The organism is Aminithiophilus ramosus (assembly GCF_018069705.1).
In the GTDB taxonomy this organism is placed as follows: domain Bacteria; phylum Synergistota; class Synergistia; order Synergistales; family Aminithiophilaceae; genus Aminithiophilus; species Aminithiophilus ramosus.
The window spans coordinates 2,786,608-2,805,544 of record NZ_CP072943.1; the positions used below are offsets into that span (position 1 = coordinate 2,786,608).

Here is an 18,937-nt window from a genome sequence, read left to right on the forward strand (position 1 = left end):
CAACGGATGCGCCCTGGCCGAAGCACCAGGCAAAAACCCGCCCCTGCTCAAATTCCGGAGCCATCGCCCCAAACCAGGACATCCGCCTCCCGGCACCAGAGAGGACCGGGGCTGATGGGCTTCAACGAAATCGCCCCTTTCGACGACCCGCTCCCGGAAATCATCGAGGAGGAGCCCGACTGCGACGACATCGAGACGGAAGAGGACGAATACGACGAGCCGACCGACGAAGAGCCCGATCCCTTTGAAGAGCTTCATCAGGGGCTCCGGCTGAACCTCATCTGGCTCTGGGACGGCGAATGCCTGCTCTGGTGCGGACGCCGCCTTCCCCGGAAAAAACCGCTCTTTTGGGAAAAGCTTCGCCTGGCCGTGGAGACGCTCCTGAAGCGACTGCCCGAGGTCGACCCGATCTTTTGCGACTTTCAGGCCCTTCAGGGACTGGCCCAGTCGACCTGGATCGACGGCCTCACGGATAACAGATCCGGTTCGGCCAACCTCGAAGGGCAGGCCATGACGGACCTGGACGGACATCTCTTTCCCCTGGCCCGGCTCCTCGCCGACCAGGGAAACGCCGAAGGCGAGCTCCCGAAATATCTGAAGACGGCCTGGCTGGAGGAGACGATCCGTAAAAGACTCGGCCTCGACGCACGCGCTTCCGTCTCATGGCGCCAGGTCAAAACCTGGCTGCCGGAGGCCGTCGAAAACTTCTGCCGCGACCTGGGCCGCATCACCGCCGAAGCCTTCCCCCTCAAGGAAACCGTCATCCCCTTCCAGCAGCCGCAAGAGTCGACGCTGCAGCGCAAATGGCTTGCCGAACTGAGAGCGGACAACCGTCCCACGAAACGGAAGGAGCCCCTGCAATGACCGATAAGACGCCCCTCGTCGTCCAGATCGAATGGAACGACTTCGAGACGGCCCGACAACTTCTCGGGAAGCACTTTGAAGCCCTCTCGGCGACGGAGCAACACCCTGACATGGCCGCGACTGAACTTACCGTCGTCACCGGCGAGAGCGAGGTCAGGCCCCACCTCCTCGTCGCCGCGCCGGACTTCCTGAGCCACAAGCGAAACTGGGAGCCTCCTCTGCCGACGCTCATCGTCCTCGACAAGGACGACCCCCGCGGCCAATGGAACAACGACGTCGTCAGCGCCTTCCGCTCCCTCGACTACGATATCGTCGGCATCGTCAGGGGTTCCCGCCTCTTCGGAGAGCAGCTTCCCGACCCCGACGAATCGGCCCTCCTGGAGGGAGTCCTCAAGGAAGCCGCCAGAAAGCTCCTGCGGAAAAAACTCCAGGAGGAGGGGCTCTCCAAGCCCATCGGATGGAAGGCCCTTCTGGAGGAAACAATCGACCCCGGCTTTGTCAGCCTCTTCGCCGACCCGGCCACAAGACAGATGGCGTCGGACCTCAAGAGGGCCATCCTCTCGGTGCAAAGACGCCTGGCCTCCGAGCGGTCCTTTTTCGACGAACTCCGCGACAGCCCTCTGCCTCTGAAGGAGGGAGAAGAAGGCATCGACTGGGAGGCGCTTGCCCGATCCGAAGAGGATCGGCGCGTCCGGACGCGCCGCATTCCCTCCGTGCTGCTTCTGGGCGAAACGGGAACGGGCAAGACCCTCCTGGCCCGTTGGATCGCCGAAAGCCTCCTGGTCGGAGCCGAAAACAGCCTCTACCGCGTCAACATCTCCGCCGTCGGGCGCGAGCTGATCGACGGAGAACTCTTCGGCTCCGTCAGAGGAAGCTACACCGACGCCCAAGACAGCCCCGGCGCCTTCCTGGCCAACAGGGGCAAGGTCATCTTCCTCGATGAAATCGGCGACATGCTCCCCGAACACCAGACCCGCCTGCTCCTCTACCTCGACAGCGGACAGGTCCGCCCCACGGGCTGGAACGGGAACCCCTTCCAGGCCCCCTCCGTCGTTGTTGCCGCCACGAACCGCCCTGTCCGCGACTGGGCCCAGGGCGACGACGAGCGATTCCGGGCCGACCTGCTCCACCGCTTCGACCGAATCGTCGAAATCCCGCCCCTGAGGGAGCGCCGCCAGGACCTGCGCCTGCTCATCAGCCTCACCCTCCAGGCCGACGACGTGAACCCCCCGAAAGGAAGGGAACGGACCGTCGAGCGCATCTCCCTCGACGCCGTCAGCGAACTGGAAAGCCGACCCTATCCCGGCAACTTCCGCGACCTGCGGACTGTTCTCGCCAGAGCCATCGAAAGAGCCGAGGCCGAGGAAAGCCGGATTCTCTGTCTGCGCCATCTGAGATGAAGGGACCCATGGCATCCGCACTTTTCACTCAAAGAATCCATATATAGCCTCAGAGGCCCCTGAATTCCGAAAAAACGCCCATTCCCAGGGGGCCCGAAAGAGGTGAAGTCATGAAGGCCAGACGAAAGATCTTCTCCTGGACCTATGGGACCTCCAACAGCCGCAGCCGGCGCCGGATACACCGCTTCCGCTCCAAGGCGGAGCGCAGCGCCGGCCGGCTGGAGACGCGAGAAGCGCTCCGCCTCCACCCGAGAGGCGAAGCCGACCGGAAAGGAGACTGACCATGGATACCGACAGAACCCCGACACGCCTACTCATCGTCTCGACCTGCGGCACCAGCCTGCTCACCAACGGCCCCATGTCTGACGAACTTAGGAAACTGCTCCGCAGGACCGCCAACGACACGGGAAAAACCCTGGCCGCAACGGACCGGAGTTTCATCGACGATCGGCTGAAGGAAAAAAGGGACAGCCTGGCGAAGGCCTCACCCGGTGAGGCCCGGGACTTAAGCGCCGAACTCAACGGCCTCCTGGGCCTCTACGATGAGGACCTTTCCCGGGCGAAGGGCGGCCACCACATCTTCCTCCATACCGACACCTACCAGGGTGAGGCCGTTGCCGAAACCCTGGCTCACTGGAGCCGGCAGAAGGGCCTTATCTCGGAAACCCTCAGGATCGACCGTCTCAACGCCGCCCGGGTGGAAGACTTTCACGAAGGCATGGCCAACCTGGCTGCCTGGTGCGCCAACACCCTGCCCGGTTATCGCAGCAGCGGCTACCGCATCGTCTTCAACCTCATCGGCGGCTTCAAAAGCCTCCAGGGCTTCATGCAGACCCTGGGGATGTTCCACGCCGACGAGAGCGTCTACCTCTTCGAGGGCGAGCGGACACTCCTTCACATCCCCCGCCTCCCCATCGACCTCGACGAAAGCGCCAAAACCCTGATGCGGGACAACCTCACTCTCTTTCGCCGCCTGGCCCGGGGCTCTCTTGCCGCTTCGGAGTGCACGTCCATCCCCGGAACCCTTCTCTACCGCCTGGGTGACGAATGCGAACTCTCTCCCTGGGGCCGCATGCTCTGGGACCGCTTCCGCACGGCCGCATTCGAAGAGCGGCTCTGGCCCTCCCCCTCGCCGCTCATCGTCTACACCGACAAATTCGAAAAAAAAGCCGCCACTCTCTCGGAGGGCAAATACCGGCGCTACCTCAACGAGCGCCTCGACGACCTGGCCCGCCACCTCGAAGGCGGCGGCAAGGTGCGGGCCAATCTCAAACGCCTCGACCTGAAACCCCTCAGGGGCAACCCCTGCCCGCCGGCGACCCATGAAATCGACGCCTGGGCCGAAGGAGGGGCCTGGCGCATCTGCGGGCGTTTCGACGGCCAGACCTTCATCCTCGAAGATCTGCTGCCTCATGGCTTCTGAGCAGAACCGAGGGAAAACCGTTCCCAGGTGTCAGAAACCTCTGTGACCCCGTTGAAGGAGAGTGATCGTTCATGGCACGCACCATCGGCGGCCCTCCTCCTGAAAAACCGTCTCCCGGCAGACAGGAGGAGTTTTTCGAGGAATCTTTCGATATTCACGTCGTCACGCCCCTTTTCGGAGGAGGCGTGACGGCCGGAGTCGTTGACGCCACAAACCCCATCCGGGGAACGTCCATCAGGGGCCATCTGCGCTTCTGGTGGCGCGCCACGGCCGGGCGGAGCTGCGCGTCATCCCAAGAGCTTTACGAGCGGGAATCGGCGCTGTGGGGAGATACGAAAAAGGCGAGCAGCGTTTACGTGGTTGTTGCGAAGTGGCAGAAGGAATCTCCTTCTCCCTGTGCCTTTTTCCCTCCAGACAAGAACTTCCCAAGCTTCTACGACGGCTTCCCCTCTTATGCCCTCTTCCCCTTTCAGGGGAAAAAAACAAACGGAAGAGTGACGCAAGAACCAGGGGAGGCCATGAAAGGGAGCTCCTTCACGCTTCTGGTTCGCGGGCCTCAATCAGCGCGATCCGAACTTTTTCAGGCTATCCGTGCCTGGATCTGCTTCGGCGGACTGGGTGCCCGAACCCGAAAAGGAGCGGGCTCTCTCTACTGCCCCACTCTTTCTCCCGGTACCCAGGACAATCTGGCCCGCTGGCTTCAGGAGCACTTCGGCAACCTCAACGGCGCCAAGACCGGTTCGCTTCCCTGGCCGACTTTGGGAAGAGCCGTCCTTATCGAGAAGAAATCCGACGACCCCGTCCGGATCTGGGATCAGGTCATCAAGCTCTACAAAGACTTTCGCCAAGGCGAAGGGGTTGGCCGTAATCCCGGCAGAGAGAACAGGCCCGGCCGTTCCCGCTGGCCCGAGGCCGACGCCATCCGCCGCGTGGCCGGAACGCATGACCGTCGGCACGAGCCGGACCCCAACAAACCCTGCGCCTTCCCACGGGCCTCCTTCGGCCTGCCCATCATCACCCACTTCAAGGACAGCGGGAGAAACGGTCTTGACCCGGAAGACACGGAGCTCTACCCCGTGAAGGATAAAAAGAAGAAAGACCGCATGGCAAGCCCGGTGATCGTCAAACCCCTGGCGACAGACAAAACGAAAGCCGTCGCCCTCATCGCCGTTCTCAACGCCCCTCTTCCCGACAACCTGGAATTGCACCTGAAGGGAAGCAATCTCCTGCAAGGGCAGCAAAGCAAGATCATCACCCCCGCTTCGGCCACCTACGACAAGTCGCCGCTGAAAAACCGCTCCCCTCGCGGCGACGCGATCGAAGCCTTGATCGCCTTCGCGAAAGAACAGGGCTTCCGGGAGGTGACATCATGACCGCCTATCTCCTCAACCTCTCCATCGGACCCGTTCAGCCCTTCATCGCCGCCGCCAGGCGGACGCGCGATCTCTGGTTCGGCTCCCGCCTGCTTTCCGAAATCTGCCTCGAAGCGGCCCGAGCCGTCCGTGAAACGTCCCGCCCCGTCCGTAACGGCGACAGTCCGCTCATCTTTCCCAACGAGTCCGCCCTGAACGGCAAAGACGAACCGAACGTCGCCAACGTCATCATCGCCCTCGTGGATGACCCTCAAGAGGCGGCCCGCAAGGCAAGGGAAGCCGCCCAGGCGTGCCTGGAACGCTACGGCGACCAGGTCCTGTCCCGCTTCTCCAACGTCATCGATGAGAATCTCTGGCGCGCCCAGCTCTCCGACGCCCTGGAATTCTTCGCCGCCTGGGTGCCCTGCAAGGGCGACGCCGACTATGACGAGGCCCGAAAACGCCTGGCCTCCCTCATGGCGGCCAGAAAGAACGTGCGGGACTTCGCCCCTCCTCTGTCGCCGCCCCGGCCCGGCCTCAAATCCTCTCTCGACGGCCGCAACGAGGCCCTGCTCGTCGGCAAAGACATGGAAGCCTCCCTTTTAAACGGCAAAATCGGGAAGGCGGAACGCTACCGCCTCCGTCTCAAACGGGGAGAGGCCCTCGACGCCATGGGCCTCATCAAACGTGCCGCCGAACCCAAAACCGGAGACAGGAAAACCTTCTCTCCCGTCGACCGCATCGCCGCCACCCCCTGGCTCAAGGCCGCCGATTCTCTCTGTCTCGACCTGATGCAGAATCTCCATGACGCCTGGGCCGCAACCATCGGCGCCTCGGAAAGCAAAAATGGCTGGAATCGTTATGAGGGCGAGGTCTTTCCGGGACGTCTGGAAGATTTCAAAGAGGAAACAGGCTGGGACACCGCCCTCCTCGAAGAGGCCCTGAAGGCCCTCACGGAAAAGCTCGGCGAGCCCTTTCCCTATCTGGCCATCGTCAAGGCCGACGGCGACAAGATGGGCAAGGCCATCTCCACCCTCACCACCATCGAGGGACACCAGAACTTCTCGGACGAGCTGGCCGCCTTTGCCTGCCAGGCCCGCGAGATCGTCAAAAAACACGACGGCGCCTGCGTCTACGCCGGCGGCGACGACGTTCTGGCCCTGCTGCCCCTGGAGACCTGTCTTTCCTGTGCCCGCGAGCTGGCCAAAAGCTTTGCCGACAGCTTCGCCAAAACCAAGGAAGCCCTGAAAAAAGAGGACCATCCCACTCTTTCCGTGGGCATCGCCGTCGGCCATTTTCTGGAGCCCCTCGAAGACCTGCTCCGCTTCGCCGACGAAGCGGAGCGGATGGCCAAAGAGCCCGACCGAGACGGTCTGGCCGTCGTCGTCCGGTCCCGGGGCAACGCCCCCATCGCCGTCCGGGGCAAGTGGGGATCGGAACTCGACAAGCGTCTTCTGTACTGGAAAGAACTCTTCGCCACCGGCGGACTGCCCTCCCGCTACCCCTACGAACTGCGCCGTCTCGTCGGCACCTACGAGAACTGGGACAGTGGCGACGACGTGGCCGAAGCCCTCATGGGGGACATCTCCCGGGTCTTCGGCCGCAAGGAGCTTCGCCTTTCCGATCCGGAAAAGGAGACGCTGAAAAACAAAATGGCCGGTCATATCAAAGAGCTGGCCTCCGCCCGCCATCTGGAAGACCTTGTCCTTGAACTGCTCGTCGCCCGCCATCTGGCCGAAGGCGAGCCGCCGAAGGAGGTGCGCTCATGAAAAGCACCCTCAGGGCCATCGCCCGAGACCCCCTCATCGCCCGCGACAGCCGCCCCTTCGGCTTCGGGCAGCGGATGCACTCTCTCGACTGGCTTCGCCCCTCGACGGTGGCCGGATCGCTGCGGACCCTGCTGGGCAAAGCAACCGGCGGCGTCTTCGACGCTGACCTCATCGCCCAGCTCAAAAGCCTCTCCCTGGCCGGTCCCCTGCCGCTTCGGGGAAAAACGCTCTTCGTCCCGGCCCCGAAGGACATCCTCATCCGAGAAGAGAAGGACGGGAAAAAAACAGAACGCTTCGTCCATCGCCTGCTCCCCCAGAAGCTGCAAGACGGCGAGGGGACCGATTTCGGCGCCGACCAACTGCCTTTCATGCAAGAGGGAGCCAACTTCAAACCGGCTCCGACACCCGCCTTCTGGTCCATCGACATCATGACCCGCTGGCTCTGCGGCGAAGAGCCCTCCCCGATTCCGCCGGACCCGAAGGAGCTGGACGAGGGAATGCCCTACCTGGCCCACCCTCCCAAAGAGGACCGCATCCACGTCAGGATCGACAGCGCCAGCGGCGCCGCCGAGGAAGGCATGCTCTTCTCGTCGACGGGTCTCGACCTTCGAGGCATCGATCTGGCCCTGCGCCTCGAGGACAGACAGGGACATTTCGACACTCACCTCGAAAGGCTCGACGCCCTTCACCCCTGCGGCGGAGAGCGACGGCTCCTGCGCTGGAAAAGAGAACAGGACCTCGACGGCCTCTGGAGCTGCCCCGAAGGGGTCACCGAAAGCCTCTCCGGCCTCAAGCCGAAAACGTATCTGCGGCTGATCCTCGCCACCCCGGCCCGCTTCGCATCGGGCTGGAAGCCGAAGTGGCTCGATGAGAAGGGGACAGGGACCATTCCCGGGACAGCGGTCAAGGTCCGCCTCGTCTCGGCCGTCACCGGACGGTGGGAGCCCCTTTCGGGATGGTCTTACGAGACGGGCGGGCCCAAGCCCCTCTCCCGCCTCGTCCCGGCGGGCAGCGTCTACTTCTTCGAAATCCTGGAAGGCAACGGGGGGCAAATCGTCCCGCTCTGGCTTGAGCCGATCAGCGACGACGAGGAAGCCCGAAAGGACGGCTACGGACTGGCCCTCTGGGGCTTGTGCTGACCACATCAAGGAGGATGGAACGATGAGCGCCACCACGACAAAAAGCTACTGGCTTCACGCCCTTTCGCCCCTCCACGTCGGAGCGGGGCGTGGCCTGGGACACATCGACCTGCCCATTGTCCGGGAAAAGACGACCCATTGGCCCTATGTCCCAGGAAGCGCCGTCAAAGGCGTCCTCGCTGATCACCATGGCGCCTCCGACGAAGCCTCGCGAAAAGAGGAGGCCCTGAAAAAACTGGCCTTCGGCCTCGGAGGCGACAATGAGGCCGCAGCGGGAGCCCTCGTCTTCACCGACGCCCGCCTCGTCTGCCTCCCCGTCCAGAGTTTTTTCGGAACCTTCGCCTGGTGCGCCTCGCCTCTGGTCCTGAGGAACCTGAAACGGGACCTCGAAGCGGCAGGGATGCAAACACCGCCCCTGCCGGTCGATAGGGGATCGGATTCCCCCTGGGCCGCCCTTTCCGAAACGAGCCTGCTTGCGCCGAAGGGAAAGATCTACCTCCAGGACCTCGATTGCGACGCTTCCGCCGACGCAGCGGCGACGGAATGGGCCCGGTTCCTGGGCAAAAAGCTCTTCGCCGACGACGAGGAATGGCAGAAAATCTTCGCCGAGCGTTTTGCCATCATCTCCAACGACCTCTTCGACTATCTCTGCGTCCTCGGCACCCAGGTCGACGCCCGCATCCGCATCGACGGCGAAAAGGGAACCGTCGCCACCGGAGGCCTCTGGTATGAGGAATCCCTGCCGGCCGAGACGATTCTGGCCGGCCTCGTCTGGTGCGACAGCAACCGCATCGGACAGCCGGAGGCCGAAAAACTGCTGCAGCGCTTCGCCACCGATCAGGCCCTGATCCAGGTCGGAGGCAAGGCCACTGTCGGCCGGGGACGGGTCGGCCTCTCCTTCGCCGACGAAACGAGGTGACTCCGATGACGGAGAGAACGCTCAAAACCCGAGAGCAGGTCTTCGCCCAAAAAGCCTTCGCCGCCGTAAAAAGACACCGCACGGAGAAAAAACCCGATGAATCCGAGAAGGAGAAAGAAAACAGAGAAAAAGAGGAGAAAAAATACTGCAGCCTCGCCCTCTCCTTCCCCGCCCTCATCCACGGCTGCGGACTGGCTCAGGCGCTGAGCTTCGCCATGGCGAAGAAAAGGGGAGACCTCGCCGACGACCTGGCCGCAACCCTGGGCAAACCTTCAGGCGAAGCCCTAGCAGAAGAAAGCCGAAAGGCCCCGCTGAAAGACTATCTGCTTCTTTCCCGGGAGGCCCTGGAAGGAGCGGGGTGGATCAAGCGCTACGCGGCGACACTCCTTAAAGCCCCCGAAGGAGGTGACGAGCCGTGACGATCGCAGCCATTCGTGAAAGCCTGGAAAGCCTGCCTATCACCGGTGCCGGGCACCCCGGACTCGTTCTCCAGCGCTATCTGAAGACCCAGAAAGAGGCCGGTGGAGCCAGCACCGACTGGGATTGCCACTTCGAAGCCGTCATCTCCGGCTGTGACCGCGCTAAAACCCTTTATGACGCCCTCTTCCGGCGCTGGCTCAAGGCCTTCGGGACAGAAGAAGAGGATATCCCCGTCATTGCCAAGAGCTTCGAGACAGAGGGGCGCCTCGTCTGCGGACTGGGCATCGCGAGCCCCGTCGAGACGGGTCTAGCCCTTCACCACACCTACGGCATCCCCTTCATTCCCGGAAGCGCCCTCAAAGGCGTGGCGGCCCACTACTGCCACAGCCGCTGGGGCAGGGAAAACCCCGACTTTCTCGAAGGCGGAACCGCCTACGAAACACTCTTCGGAACCACCGATGACCGGGGGCACCTCCGTTTCCACGACGCCCTGCCGAAAGGGAAAACCGTCCGACTCCATCGCGACATCATGACACCGCACCACGGCGACTATTACGGGGAGAAAGGGACGAAAGCGCCGACCGACTTCGATTCGCCCGTTCCCGTGAGCTTCCTTTCCGTGACGGGGACCTTCGTCGTCGTCCTGACCTGCGACGACCCCTCCGACGAAGGTCGCCGGTGGCTCCACCTGGCCATGGAGCTCGTCGAGGAGAGCCTGGCCACAACCGGCATCGGCGGCAAGACCCGCAGCGGCTACGGGCGCATGATCGCCAGGGAAGCCGTCACGCTCCCCAAGCCCGATCTCTACGCGGAAGGCAACGTCATCGTCGCCGAGCGAATCGAACAGGGGACGGCGCGAGGGGGCAAAAAGAACAAAAAGGCAAAAGAGAGGGCCGAATTTCTCTCTCTGAGTGAGGAAAAGCACCTCATCATCGTCCGAGACCTCGATTCCGTCAAAGACATCGCCATTGGTGACGAAGTGACACTCCGCATTACACAGAACAGCCTCAACCAGCAGAATCCCTACCTCGAAGCCGAGGTCGAGTAAAAAAATCCGGCTATCGAAGACGGACAAGAGCGTCACGACAAGGGCCCCGAGCTTTGAGCTCGGGGCCCTTGTCGTGACGCAAATCTTCACCGAAAGAACGCATATATCTCCTTGAGAGGAGGGATGCCCCCTGAAAGCAGACCAGCGATCCCCCAAGGAACGAGAACGATCACCACCACACCGGCTCCCTGAGAACAGGGACATCTCCAGCAATCTGGACCCACTGAACGAAGGAGGTCAACCATGCAAAAGCACCGCCTGTTTTTCCTCGCTTTCTGCGCAGCCCTGCTTCTTTCCGTCGCGGCCCTGGGAGCGGCCGAAATCACCCGCATCGGAGGACGCTGGAACTTCAACGGAACGGGGAGCATCAACGGCATCTCCGTGACCGACACCGGCATCGTCGAAATCACCACCCATGTGCGCCCCGACAACCTCGAAGTGGCCACATCCTTTTACGTCCAGGGGTATCTCCGCAACGAAAGCGGCGCCGAAGAATCCTACAGCTACCGCTACGGCGACCCCAACGGTAGCGACGGCCTGCTCGTCAACCCCGAAATCGGCGGCGGCACCCATACCTATGACGGCGTCACCCTGACCTTGACCATCGTCAACGAAGACAAGATCCGCTTCAGCCAGGTCGGACGCCAGTCCTCCACGGGGTACCGTTACGACATGATCTACGAGGCCACGCGCGATACCGGCGACGACGGCTCCGGCGGATGCTCCGTCGGATTCGCCCCCTCCATGCTCCTCCTCGCCCTGCCCCTCCTCTATCTCGTCCACCGCTAAAGCCCTACGGTCCCGGCCTTCCCGGCCGGGACCGCCTCATCGATTGGCCAAATACAATTAAAAGACTTAACATGAGAGCGCATCCGCTTCTTATCGGCATTGAAACAGGAAAGGAGGAACGGCCTTGGAAAAGCAGCTCTTACGGCGACTGATCGACGAAACGGCCATAGGCGGCCTTCTCCACGACGTGGGCAAGCCGGTGCAACGGGGAGGAAGGGAGAGACTCAACCACATGGAGCAGGGCGGACGGTGGCTGGAGGCCCTGGGCGAGCCCTGGGCCTCCTTCGCCTGGGCCGCCCGCTTTCATCACAGCCATCCCAACTACGCCCTCAGGCTGAGCGACTTCGACGATCCCCGCCACGCCCTCTCGGCGGCGGCCATCGCCGAGGCCGACAGCCTCTCCGCCGCGGAGCGGGAGGATCTGGAAGGAACGGGATGGGACAAAGACGCGCCGTTGCGCAACGTCTGCGACGAAATCCGCCTCGAAGGAAGGCCCCGGCAGGAAAGGCGGCCGACCTTTTTCGATCTGACCGATCTGGACGGGACATTGCCCTTCCCCTCCCCCTCGGCGAAACGCTCCCTGGGAGCGGACTACGCGAAGATAACGTCGGCCCTGGCCGACCTCCTCGCCGACACGAAGAAAGCCGAAACGTCCTTCCTCCTGCGCGCCCTCGAACGCTACACGGCCCTCATTCCCTCCGACACGGCCTGCGGCGGCGGTCGGTACCCGGACATCTCCCTCTTCGATCACCTCCGCACGACGGCGATGCTGGCCGTCTGCCTCGTCGTTGCCGTCATCGCCGACAAGCCGGAGCTCCTCGGCGAAAGGCGTCCCGAAAAGATCGCCGCGGCCCTCGGCCGCCTCTACAAAGAGGCGGCAGGAGAGAACGCCCCCTTTCTCCTCGTCGGAGGCGACCTCCGCGGCGTCCAGCGCTTCATCTACGACATCTCCACCGCGCGGGCCCTGCGTCTTCTGCGGACGCGCTCCTTCTATCTGGAAATTCTCCAGGAACATATCCTTTCCACGCTTCTCGACGAGCTCGACCTCCCCCGAACGCAGGTCCTCTACGTCGGCGGCGGCCATTTCACGCTGCTCCTGCCCAACACCGCCGCCGTTCGGTCCCACCTGAGGACCTTCGATCGCGGCATCAACGAAGCCCTCCTCGATGAAGGCAGTCCCGCCCTCTCTCTCGGATGGACCCGCCTGACCTGGCGGGAGCTGAAAGAGGGCGACGTCCGCCAGGCCTACCGCCGCCTCTCTGCCGAGATGGAACTCGGCAAGGTCCGCCCTCTCAAAGGTCTCCTGAGCCGCGTCATCGGCGCGGACGACACGAGGGGACGAAAAAGCTGCCCCATCTGCGGCGGCCTGACCGACAGACTCGTCGACGACGACGGCCCCTGCTGTCCCCGCTGCGCCGACTTCGTCCGCCTCGGCGGCCGACTGGCCCGTCCCGAAAGCCGATACGCCTGCCCCGTGGAGGAAGGAGGCGATTTCCACGTCCTGGGACGACCCTATCGCCTCGTCAAAGAAGGTTCCGACATTCCGCCCGGAGCACCCTGGGCCTTCGTCCTCCGCGAGCCTCGGCGCCTGAGTCGGGACGAAGGAGGCAACGTCATCGCCCTGCCCTGGGAGATCTACAGCTACGACAGCCGCATCGAAACCCTCCTCGACGAAGGGTGCGTCGGCGCGCGGCGGCTGGCCGCCCTGCGTCTCGACGTGGACAACCTGGGACGTCTCTTCCGGGAGGGCTTCCCCGACACGCAGGAGGAGACCCGACGCTACAGCCTCTCCCGGCTGGCCACCCTCTCGCGTCTCCTGTCCCTCTTCTTCCGCGAGGGAATCGCCCAGATCGCCTCGACGCCTCAGACCCGCCTCATCGGACCCCACGCCGGGAAACGGCGCCTCCTCGTCGTCTACGCCGGAGGGGACGACCTCTTCGTCGTCGGCGCCTGGAACGAGGCGGCCGAGTTCGCCATCGACACGGTCCGGGCCTTCCGGGCCTTCACCGGCGACAACGCCGACGTGACCCTCTCGGGCGGGCTGGTCCTTATCGACGACAAGACGCCCGTCTATCAGGCGGCCCGACTGGCCGGAGAAGCCGAAGACCACGCCAAGGACCACCGTTTCGGCGAAAGGACCAAAGACAGCCTGACCTTCTTCCACGTCCCCCTCGTCCCCGGAAAGGCCGGAGAAGACCGGGCCTTCAACGTCAGGGAAGAGTTGCCCCGCCTGGAGGCGTGGATCGGCGGCCTGGCGGAACAGAGCCGCGCCGGAAAGGGGGACCGCGCCTTTCTCCGCCACCTGATGACCCTGCGGGAAAGGCAGATGGAAGGCGACGCGCTCTGGAAAATCCATGGCGCCTATGCCGCAGGACGGAGCAACGACACAAGGGAAAAGGACTTGCTGGGGCAACTTCTGCAGAAAAGCGACGAACTCCGCATGGCCTGCACGGCCGCCCAGTGGGTCGACCTGGCCCTTCGCCGCACCGGCGACTGATCCTTGGGAAAGGAGGAATTACCATGTCCGACGTCCACAACGGCAACCGCTCAGGAAACGGAAGAGGAACCGTTCCGTCCCGCAACCGAACCCCGTCCGCCAACGACACCATGGAAGACCACATCCAGTTCATCAGGAGGCTCGAAAAGCTGGAGCAGCTCGGCGCCGATCGAATCATCCTCATCGGAGAGACCTTCGGTCAGGCGGCCGGTCACGTACTGCCCACCCGAAAGCTCCGCAAGATTCACGGCCAGATCGTCCTCCACGTCACCCGCAGCCGCTCGGGAAGGACGAAACCTTCCGAGATCCGGCTCATCAAATACCACCTGGCCTACGCCGAAGGCCGTGGGTCGAACCGGGAACGGCCGTTACTCAAACCGCTGAGCTCGCTCCTCGGCGCCGCCGCGGACAAGGTGACCGACATGGGCGACCTCGACCGTCTCCGTCAGCTTTCGGAATCGCTCATCGCCTTCCATCGCTATTACGGCGGCGGAGAATAGTCCCGAAGGGGGAAAGGAGAAAAGCCATGACCCAGATCCGTCCTCTCATCGGCAAAGCCATCATCGAGGGAACCATCCTCTGCCGCTCGGGTCTCCACATCGGCGGCAGCGAATCGGCCCTGGCCATCGGAGGCGTCGATTCCGCCGTCATCCGCGACCCTCTGACCAACAGGCCCTACATCCCCGGGAGCTCCCTCAAGGGGAAGCTCCGCAGCCTCCTGGAGAGAGCCCTCTCTCTGCCCCTCAACCGCAGCGGAGGAGGCGTGAGCCGCCATGAATGCAACGACGGCGCCTGTCCCGTCTGCCGCCTCTTCGGCGCCGCCGTCGACCCTCGGGCCGAAAAACGGCGCAACATCCCCTCGCGCCTCATCGTCGGCGACGCCTTTCTCAACGAGGCCAGCGCCGCCGAGCTCGAGGAGATCGACGGCAACCTCCCCTACACGGAAGAAAAGACCGAAAACGGCCTCGATCGCCTCACCTGCGCCGCCAACCCCCGACAGATCGAGCGCGTTCCCGCCGGAGCCCGCTTCGACTTCCGAATCCTCTACACCGTCGAAAACGACGAAGAAGCCGCCGAAGACCTGGATCATCTGGAGGCCCTCCTCCGCCTTCTGGAAGACGACGCTCTCGGCGGCGGCGGCAGCCGCGGCAACGGCCGCGTCGCCATCTCCATCGAAAAGGTCCTCTACCGCAGCCTCGCGACCTATCTCGGCAGCGAAACCGAGAGGGAACTCGACGCGGCCTCGATCGGTGAAAGTCTGGCCGAAACTCTGGCCGCAAAAAAGGAGAACTGACCGACATGGAGACCCGAGCCTTCCGCCTCGCCTTCTCCGGCGGACTCCGGGCCGGAGTCAACTCCGGCGACGTCAACCGCATGAGCGACGCCGTGACCGCCTCCACTCTCTGGGGCGGTCTCGGCTGCTGCGCCGCCCGCCTCGCCGACGACGGACAGGTCGCCCGCCTCCTCACCGAGTGCCGACTCTCCTCTCTCCTCTGGATCGACGGGGAGCGCCCCCTCTTTCCCGCTCCTCATTTCGTACCCCCTGCCGGAACGGATATCAAAGCGCTCAGGAAACACCGATGGCTCGAATTCGATGACCTCGCCCGCCTCGTCGTAGGGGAGGTTCCCCGAAAAGCCCCGATCCTCCCCTACGCGGAAGAACACCTCACCTCGGCCGCCATCGACCGATCGGACGAACGGGCCCTGCCCTACGCCAGGAAACGCCTCCGCCCCGCACCCGGCTGCGACGGGCTCCTGATCGCCCAACTTCCCCGAGATCTGGAGCCCCTCTTCCAGGCGGCCCTGGCCCTCCTCGGCGACAGCGGCATCGGCGGCGAACGAAGCCACGGCTGGGGACTCTTTTCCCCCAGCCCCGTCAGCCTCGGCGACGGCGTCGCCGAGGCCCTCGACGCGTCGGGCCCCTGCTACCTCACGCTGGGAGCCCTCCTTCCCGACGTAAGGGAAACGTCCCTCATCGAATCGATGGCGGCGCCCTGCGGCTACGCCCTGTGGCGCCTGCGAGGCCACGTGGAAACCGGCGACATTCTCAAGCCGACCGTCACCTGCCTCGCCCACGGATCGCTCCTCCCCTTCCGCCCCCGCGGAAAAACTCTCGTCATCGGCCACGCCCAGGGACACCCCGTCTTCTTCAACGGAGCGCCTCCCGCTCTGGCCCTGGCCCGACCTCAGGAAAGGAGACCGACATGAAGGCCTTCGCCTCCCCCCTCAAACACTACCGCTGTACCGTCGAAGCCCTCTCCCCCCTTCACATCGGCGCCGCCGAGCCCCTCCCCGCCTGCCGCTACGCCCTCGGCGACGGAAAAGGCGCCGTCCTCAAGGCCGGCCACATCCTCCGGCGTCTTGATGACGGCTGCCGCCCCGATAGGATCCTGGAAAAACCGTCCGACCTGTCACGAGTCGACGACGACGCCATTCTCTACCCCCTGAAACTCCCGCCTCTTTCACGACGCCTCAACAAAGAGGCTCACCCCTTCATCCGTGACGCTTTCGGGCATCCCTACCTCCCCGGATCGAGCCTCAAGGGAATGTTCAGGCAGGCCCTTCTCGTCTCCGCCGTCTGCGCAGACGAGGATTTCCGCCGCGAACTGGCCTGTCACGAAACGATCGGTGACACCCTGGACCTCATGAACCGTGCCTCTCCCGAAAACATAGGAGCCATCCGCAGAAAAAACTGGAAACGGATCGACTTCATGGAGAGGGCTTTCCGCAGCCTCGACCACCCCGCCCCGCAGAACGACCTCTTGCGCGGCCTCCGCGTCGGCGACGCCTTTCCCCTCGACGCGACGCCTCTCTCCCTTCAAGCCATCGACGTCTTCACCGCCAAGGGAGACGAAATGGTCCCCCTCAGCCCCGGCAACCCACCCATCTTCCGGGAGACGCTCCAGACCGGCCAGCGTTTCGCCTTCGACCTCGCCCTCGACGAAGCCTTTCTCCACGGTTGCGAGAACGAAGTCCGAAGGAAGGGCCGGAGACTCACGCTGCGCAACGGTAACGACCTTCTTGCGGCCCTGCAGGATCAATCCGCCCTCGTCGCCGCCCTCGAGAAGAGCTTCCTCCGCTCTCACGGCCTGGCCGAGCTGTGGCGGGAATCCTACGAGACCGACGACGGTCTGTGGGTCGTCGTGCGTCTGGGCTGGGGCTGCGGCTGGCTGGGGCACTCCCTCTTTCCCGCTCTTCGCTACGGTCCCGAGGCGGAGGAGACACCGGGAAGCCCCCGATCGCGCCGCCTTGTCGTCGGCGAAGGGGGAAAGCCGCGCGATCTCCTTGGCTGGGCCAAAGTGAAAATCGACGAGAGGTGAGATCGTGAAAGCCATCGGCAGCATCGCCCTCCACTTCACCCTCGAACAGGCCTGTCCTCTCGAAAGGCACGACGTCCGGTCCGCCCTGCTGGGTTGCCTGATAGAGGCGGCCTGCCCGGGAAGCGCCGCGGCCGACAGGGAGATCTCTCTTCGAGTCGGACCCGGCCTGGATGCCCGCGGCGGCTACGGAGGCCTCATCCTCTGCGCCTCGCGACCGGAGGCTTACGATCTTCTCCTCTACGCCGCGGCCCGAAGCCTCACGACCCCCACCGTCACGCCATGGGGGCTTTTAAGGACCGTCCACATCCTCTCCGAGCCGGGCAGACACCCTTTCCTGCGGCGGATCTTCCTCGGGAAGATCCGCCCTGCTCCTCTGAGAGAAACGGTCTCGCTGCGGAGTCACTCGCCCGTCGTCGCTCCCTTCGACCTGCTGGGCGACCTTCGGCAGGCGCAGGACGAGTTGGCCCGTCTGCTCGGGGAAACGGGGCTTCGGCCACAGGAAGAACTCTCTCCATGGGTCTTCCGGCGAATCACGCTTCGGCGGACCGGCAACGCCCCTGAAACATGTTCCGTCAAGGTAGAATTGATGTCGTCTCACCCCTATGCCGCTCCCATCCTCGACTACGCCATCCTCCGAGGTTTCGGCGCCGACAGAAGCCTCGGACAGGGATGCCTCGATCTGGACAGGCCGCCAAGGAGGAATGACCCGTGAGAATTGAAGTCTCCCTCTCCATCGCGCCCGAAAGCCGTCTTTCCGTCAATTACCAGCACTACCTGACCGCCCTCGTCTATGGCCTCATCAGCCGGGGAGCCCCGAAATTCGCCGCCGCTCTCCACGACGGAAGTCCATGGCGGAAGGAGAGCCGTCCCTTCAAATACTTCACCTTCGGCCAGCTCTACGGAGGCCCGGGCACGACGGAATTCAGCGACGGCGGGCTCACCTTCCACACCGACACGGTGACGTGGATTTTCGACGCCGCCCTTCCCGAAATCAGCACCCTCGTCGCCGACGGGCTCGGCGAAACGGGGAAAATCCGCATCGGCCCCATGGAGGCCAGCGTCCGGTCCGTTCGAAGCGAGGCCGAACCCGATTTCAGCGGCGGCCGCATCAAAGGCGTCTGCCTCTCTCCTCTCGTGGCCAGCCTCTACGACGACCGGCTGGGACACCGTTACCTGGGACCCCGGGATGAATCCTTCGGCGAGGTTCTGGCCAACAACGCCCTCCGCAAATGGCAGGCTCTCTTCGGCACGCCGCTGCCCGAGCCTCCCCTCTTTACCGCCGACGAGGACTACATGAGGCGACACAAGAGGACGAGCAAGCTCTACCGGTTCAAGGAGACGGAAGTCATCATCGGCCATCTCGTCCCCTTCACCCTGGAGGGATCGCCCCGCCTGCTCTCGTTGCTCTACCACGGCGGACTCGGGAGTCGAAACGCCCTCGGCTTCGGCCTCATCGGAGAAGTGCGGCACGAAGGCTCTCGAAATTTGTAACGACAATATCGGACCAAAACGCTCCAATCACTCAATGCTTGACAGAATCGGCTTCTGGGCCTAGCCTTTCAGTGTGGTCAGATCGAAGTCCGCCAGAGAGCGGAAATTTCATAAAATACGGCTTTCGTTCACTTGCCCGGAACCCTCTTTCTCAGCGGCTTCCCAGGAACTATTCAAATCGCACCGTTGCGGGATTGAAACGGCACGGGACATGTGGTCGTCATAAAACATGTTAATTCAAATCGCACCGTTGCGGGATTGAAACACTGCTTCAACTGCCTCTGTCGTCTCAACTGCATTCAAATCGCACCGTTGCGGGATTGAAACCTCCAAGCTGTTTTGCAGTGTCGGCACGGGACATTCAAATCGCACCGTTGCGGGATTGAAACCCACCAACAACAAACACACGATTATCCCGTTTCAATTCAAATCGCACCGTTGCGGGATTGAAACGTCCTCGTCCGTTCCCATTTCAGCAGAAATGTCATTCAAATCGCACCGTTGCG

At 63.5% G+C, this 18,937-nt stretch carries 18 protein-coding genes and 1 CRISPR repeat array (1 of these 19 cut by a window edge); all 18 genes read left to right on the forward strand.

The window, feature by feature from the left end; translation table 11 throughout:
- The first annotated feature begins 114 nt into the window (after positions 1-114).
- The 18 genes from KAR29_RS12595 (at position 115) to cas6 (ending at position 18,431) form a co-directional block, all read left to right on the forward strand.
- Positions 115-864, forward strand: a complete 750-nt coding sequence (locus tag KAR29_RS12595; protein WP_274373339.1) for a hypothetical protein — start codon at positions 115-117, stop codon at positions 862-864.
- The gene (locus KAR29_RS12600) at positions 861-2,264 is read left to right on the forward strand and encodes a sigma 54-interacting transcriptional regulator (RefSeq protein ID WP_274373340.1); all 1,404 of its coding nucleotides are present in this window, start codon (positions 861-863) and stop codon (positions 2,262-2,264) included. Before KAR29_RS12595 ends, KAR29_RS12600 begins: the two co-directional genes overlap by 4 nt.
- Positions 2,265-2,374: 110 nt before the next feature.
- A complete protein-coding gene (locus KAR29_RS12605; protein WP_274373341.1) occupies positions 2,375-2,545 on the forward strand; it encodes a hypothetical protein in 171 nt (56 codons plus the stop codon).
- Between the two features lie 2 nt (positions 2,546-2,547).
- Positions 2,548-3,687 (forward strand): CRISPR-associated protein, encoded by a 1,140-nt coding sequence (locus KAR29_RS12610; RefSeq protein WP_274373342.1) that lies wholly within the window; start codon positions 2,548-2,550, stop codon positions 3,685-3,687.
- Between the two features lie 71 nt (positions 3,688-3,758).
- A complete protein-coding gene (cmr1, locus tag KAR29_RS12615; protein ID WP_274373343.1) occupies positions 3,759-5,060 on the forward strand; it encodes a type III-B CRISPR module RAMP protein Cmr1 in 1,302 nt (433 codons plus the stop codon).
- Positions 5,057-6,808, forward strand: coding sequence for a type III-B CRISPR-associated protein Cas10/Cmr2 (cas10, locus tag KAR29_RS12620; RefSeq protein WP_274373344.1), 1,752 nt, complete (start codon positions 5,057-5,059; stop codon positions 6,806-6,808). Before cmr1 ends, cas10 (KAR29_RS12620) begins: the two co-directional genes overlap by 4 nt.
- On the forward strand, positions 6,805-7,947 hold the full coding sequence (gene cmr3 / locus KAR29_RS12625) for a type III-B CRISPR module-associated protein Cmr3 (protein WP_274373345.1): 1,143 nt from the start codon (positions 6,805-6,807) through the stop codon (positions 7,945-7,947). The genes cas10 (KAR29_RS12620) and cmr3 overlap by 4 nt, the downstream gene beginning before the upstream one ends.
- A gap of 22 nt (positions 7,948-7,969) precedes the next feature.
- Positions 7,970-8,866 (forward strand): type III-B CRISPR module RAMP protein Cmr4, encoded by an 897-nt coding sequence (gene cmr4, locus KAR29_RS12630; RefSeq protein ID WP_274373346.1) that lies wholly within the window; start codon positions 7,970-7,972, stop codon positions 8,864-8,866.
- Positions 8,867-8,871: 5 nt separating this feature from the next.
- A complete protein-coding gene (locus tag KAR29_RS12635; protein ID WP_274373347.1) occupies positions 8,872-9,285 on the forward strand; it encodes a type III-B CRISPR module-associated protein Cmr5 in 414 nt (137 codons plus the stop codon).
- Positions 9,282-10,334, forward strand: a complete 1,053-nt coding sequence (cmr6, locus tag KAR29_RS12640; RefSeq protein WP_274373348.1) for a type III-B CRISPR module RAMP protein Cmr6 — start codon at positions 9,282-9,284, stop codon at positions 10,332-10,334. Before KAR29_RS12635 ends, cmr6 begins: the two co-directional genes overlap by 4 nt.
- 243 nt (positions 10,335-10,577) lie before the next feature.
- Positions 10,578-11,123, forward strand: coding sequence for a Synerg-CTERM sorting domain-containing protein (locus tag KAR29_RS12645; RefSeq protein WP_274373349.1), 546 nt, complete (start codon positions 10,578-10,580; stop codon positions 11,121-11,123).
- Positions 11,124-11,247: 124 nt separating this feature from the next.
- A complete protein-coding gene (cas10, locus tag KAR29_RS12650; RefSeq protein ID WP_274373350.1) occupies positions 11,248-13,620 on the forward strand; it encodes a type III-A CRISPR-associated protein Cas10/Csm1 in 2,373 nt (790 codons plus the stop codon).
- A gap of 23 nt (positions 13,621-13,643) precedes the next feature.
- Positions 13,644-14,120 (forward strand): type III-A CRISPR-associated protein Csm2, encoded by a 477-nt coding sequence (csm2, locus tag KAR29_RS12655; RefSeq protein WP_274373351.1) that lies wholly within the window; start codon positions 13,644-13,646, stop codon positions 14,118-14,120.
- Positions 14,121-14,146: 26 nt separating this feature from the next.
- The gene (gene csm3 / locus KAR29_RS12660) at positions 14,147-14,914 is read left to right on the forward strand and encodes a type III-A CRISPR-associated RAMP protein Csm3 (protein ID WP_274373352.1); all 768 of its coding nucleotides are present in this window, start codon (positions 14,147-14,149) and stop codon (positions 14,912-14,914) included.
- 5 nt (positions 14,915-14,919) lie between these two features.
- Positions 14,920-15,828, forward strand: coding sequence for a type III-A CRISPR-associated RAMP protein Csm4 (csm4, locus tag KAR29_RS12665; RefSeq protein WP_274373353.1), 909 nt, complete (start codon positions 14,920-14,922; stop codon positions 15,826-15,828).
- Positions 15,825-16,940 carry a type III-A CRISPR-associated RAMP protein Csm5 gene (csm5, locus tag KAR29_RS12670; protein WP_274373354.1) on the forward strand — a complete coding sequence of 372 codons (1,116 nt, stop codon included), beginning with the start codon at positions 15,825-15,827 and terminating at the stop codon, positions 16,938-16,940. The genes csm4 and csm5 overlap by 4 nt, the downstream gene beginning before the upstream one ends.
- Before the next feature lie 4 nt (positions 16,941-16,944).
- Positions 16,945-17,652, forward strand: coding sequence for a hypothetical protein (locus KAR29_RS12675; protein WP_274373355.1), 708 nt, complete (start codon positions 16,945-16,947; stop codon positions 17,650-17,652).
- A complete protein-coding gene (cas6, locus tag KAR29_RS12680) occupies positions 17,649-18,431 on the forward strand; it encodes a CRISPR-associated endoribonuclease Cas6 (RefSeq protein ID WP_274373356.1) in 783 nt (260 codons plus the stop codon). Before KAR29_RS12675 ends, cas6 begins: the two co-directional genes overlap by 4 nt.
- Before the next feature lie 171 nt (positions 18,432-18,602).
- Positions 18,603-18,937: direct repeats of the CRISPR family, unit length 30 nt; unit sequence ATTCAAATCGCACCGTTGCGGGATTGAAAC (it continues 16,645 nt past the right edge of the window).

Excerpts from the sequence above, each read along its gene's own strand:
- KAR29_RS12595 (WP_274373339.1), top strand. The coding sequence starts at position 115 with ATGGGCTTCAACGAAATCGCCCCTTTCGACGACCCGCTCCCGGAAATC.
- KAR29_RS12600 (WP_274373340.1), top strand. The coding sequence starts at position 861 with ATGACCGATAAGACGCCCCTCGTCGTCCAGATCGAATGGAACGACTTC.
- KAR29_RS12605 (WP_274373341.1), top strand. The coding sequence starts at position 2,375 with ATGAAGGCCAGACGAAAGATCTTCTCCTGGACCTATGGGACCTCCAAC.
- KAR29_RS12610 (WP_274373342.1), top strand. The coding sequence starts at position 2,548 with ATGGATACCGACAGAACCCCGACACGCCTACTCATCGTCTCGACCTGC.
- cmr1 (WP_274373343.1), top strand. The coding sequence starts at position 3,759 with ATGGCACGCACCATCGGCGGCCCTCCTCCTGAAAAACCGTCTCCCGGC.
- cas10 (WP_274373344.1), top strand. The coding sequence starts at position 5,057 with ATGACCGCCTATCTCCTCAACCTCTCCATCGGACCCGTTCAGCCCTTC.
- cmr3 (WP_274373345.1), top strand. The coding sequence starts at position 6,805 with ATGAAAAGCACCCTCAGGGCCATCGCCCGAGACCCCCTCATCGCCCGC.
- cmr4 (WP_274373346.1), top strand. The coding sequence starts at position 7,970 with ATGAGCGCCACCACGACAAAAAGCTACTGGCTTCACGCCCTTTCGCCC.
- KAR29_RS12635 (WP_274373347.1), top strand. The coding sequence starts at position 8,872 with ATGACGGAGAGAACGCTCAAAACCCGAGAGCAGGTCTTCGCCCAAAAA.
- KAR29_RS12645 (WP_274373349.1), top strand. The coding sequence starts at position 10,578 with ATGCAAAAGCACCGCCTGTTTTTCCTCGCTTTCTGCGCAGCCCTGCTT.
- csm2 (WP_274373351.1), top strand. The coding sequence starts at position 13,644 with ATGTCCGACGTCCACAACGGCAACCGCTCAGGAAACGGAAGAGGAACC.
- csm3 (WP_274373352.1), top strand. The coding sequence starts at position 14,147 with ATGACCCAGATCCGTCCTCTCATCGGCAAAGCCATCATCGAGGGAACC.
- csm4 (WP_274373353.1), top strand. The coding sequence starts at position 14,920 with ATGGAGACCCGAGCCTTCCGCCTCGCCTTCTCCGGCGGACTCCGGGCC.
- csm5 (WP_274373354.1), top strand. The coding sequence starts at position 15,825 with ATGAAGGCCTTCGCCTCCCCCCTCAAACACTACCGCTGTACCGTCGAA.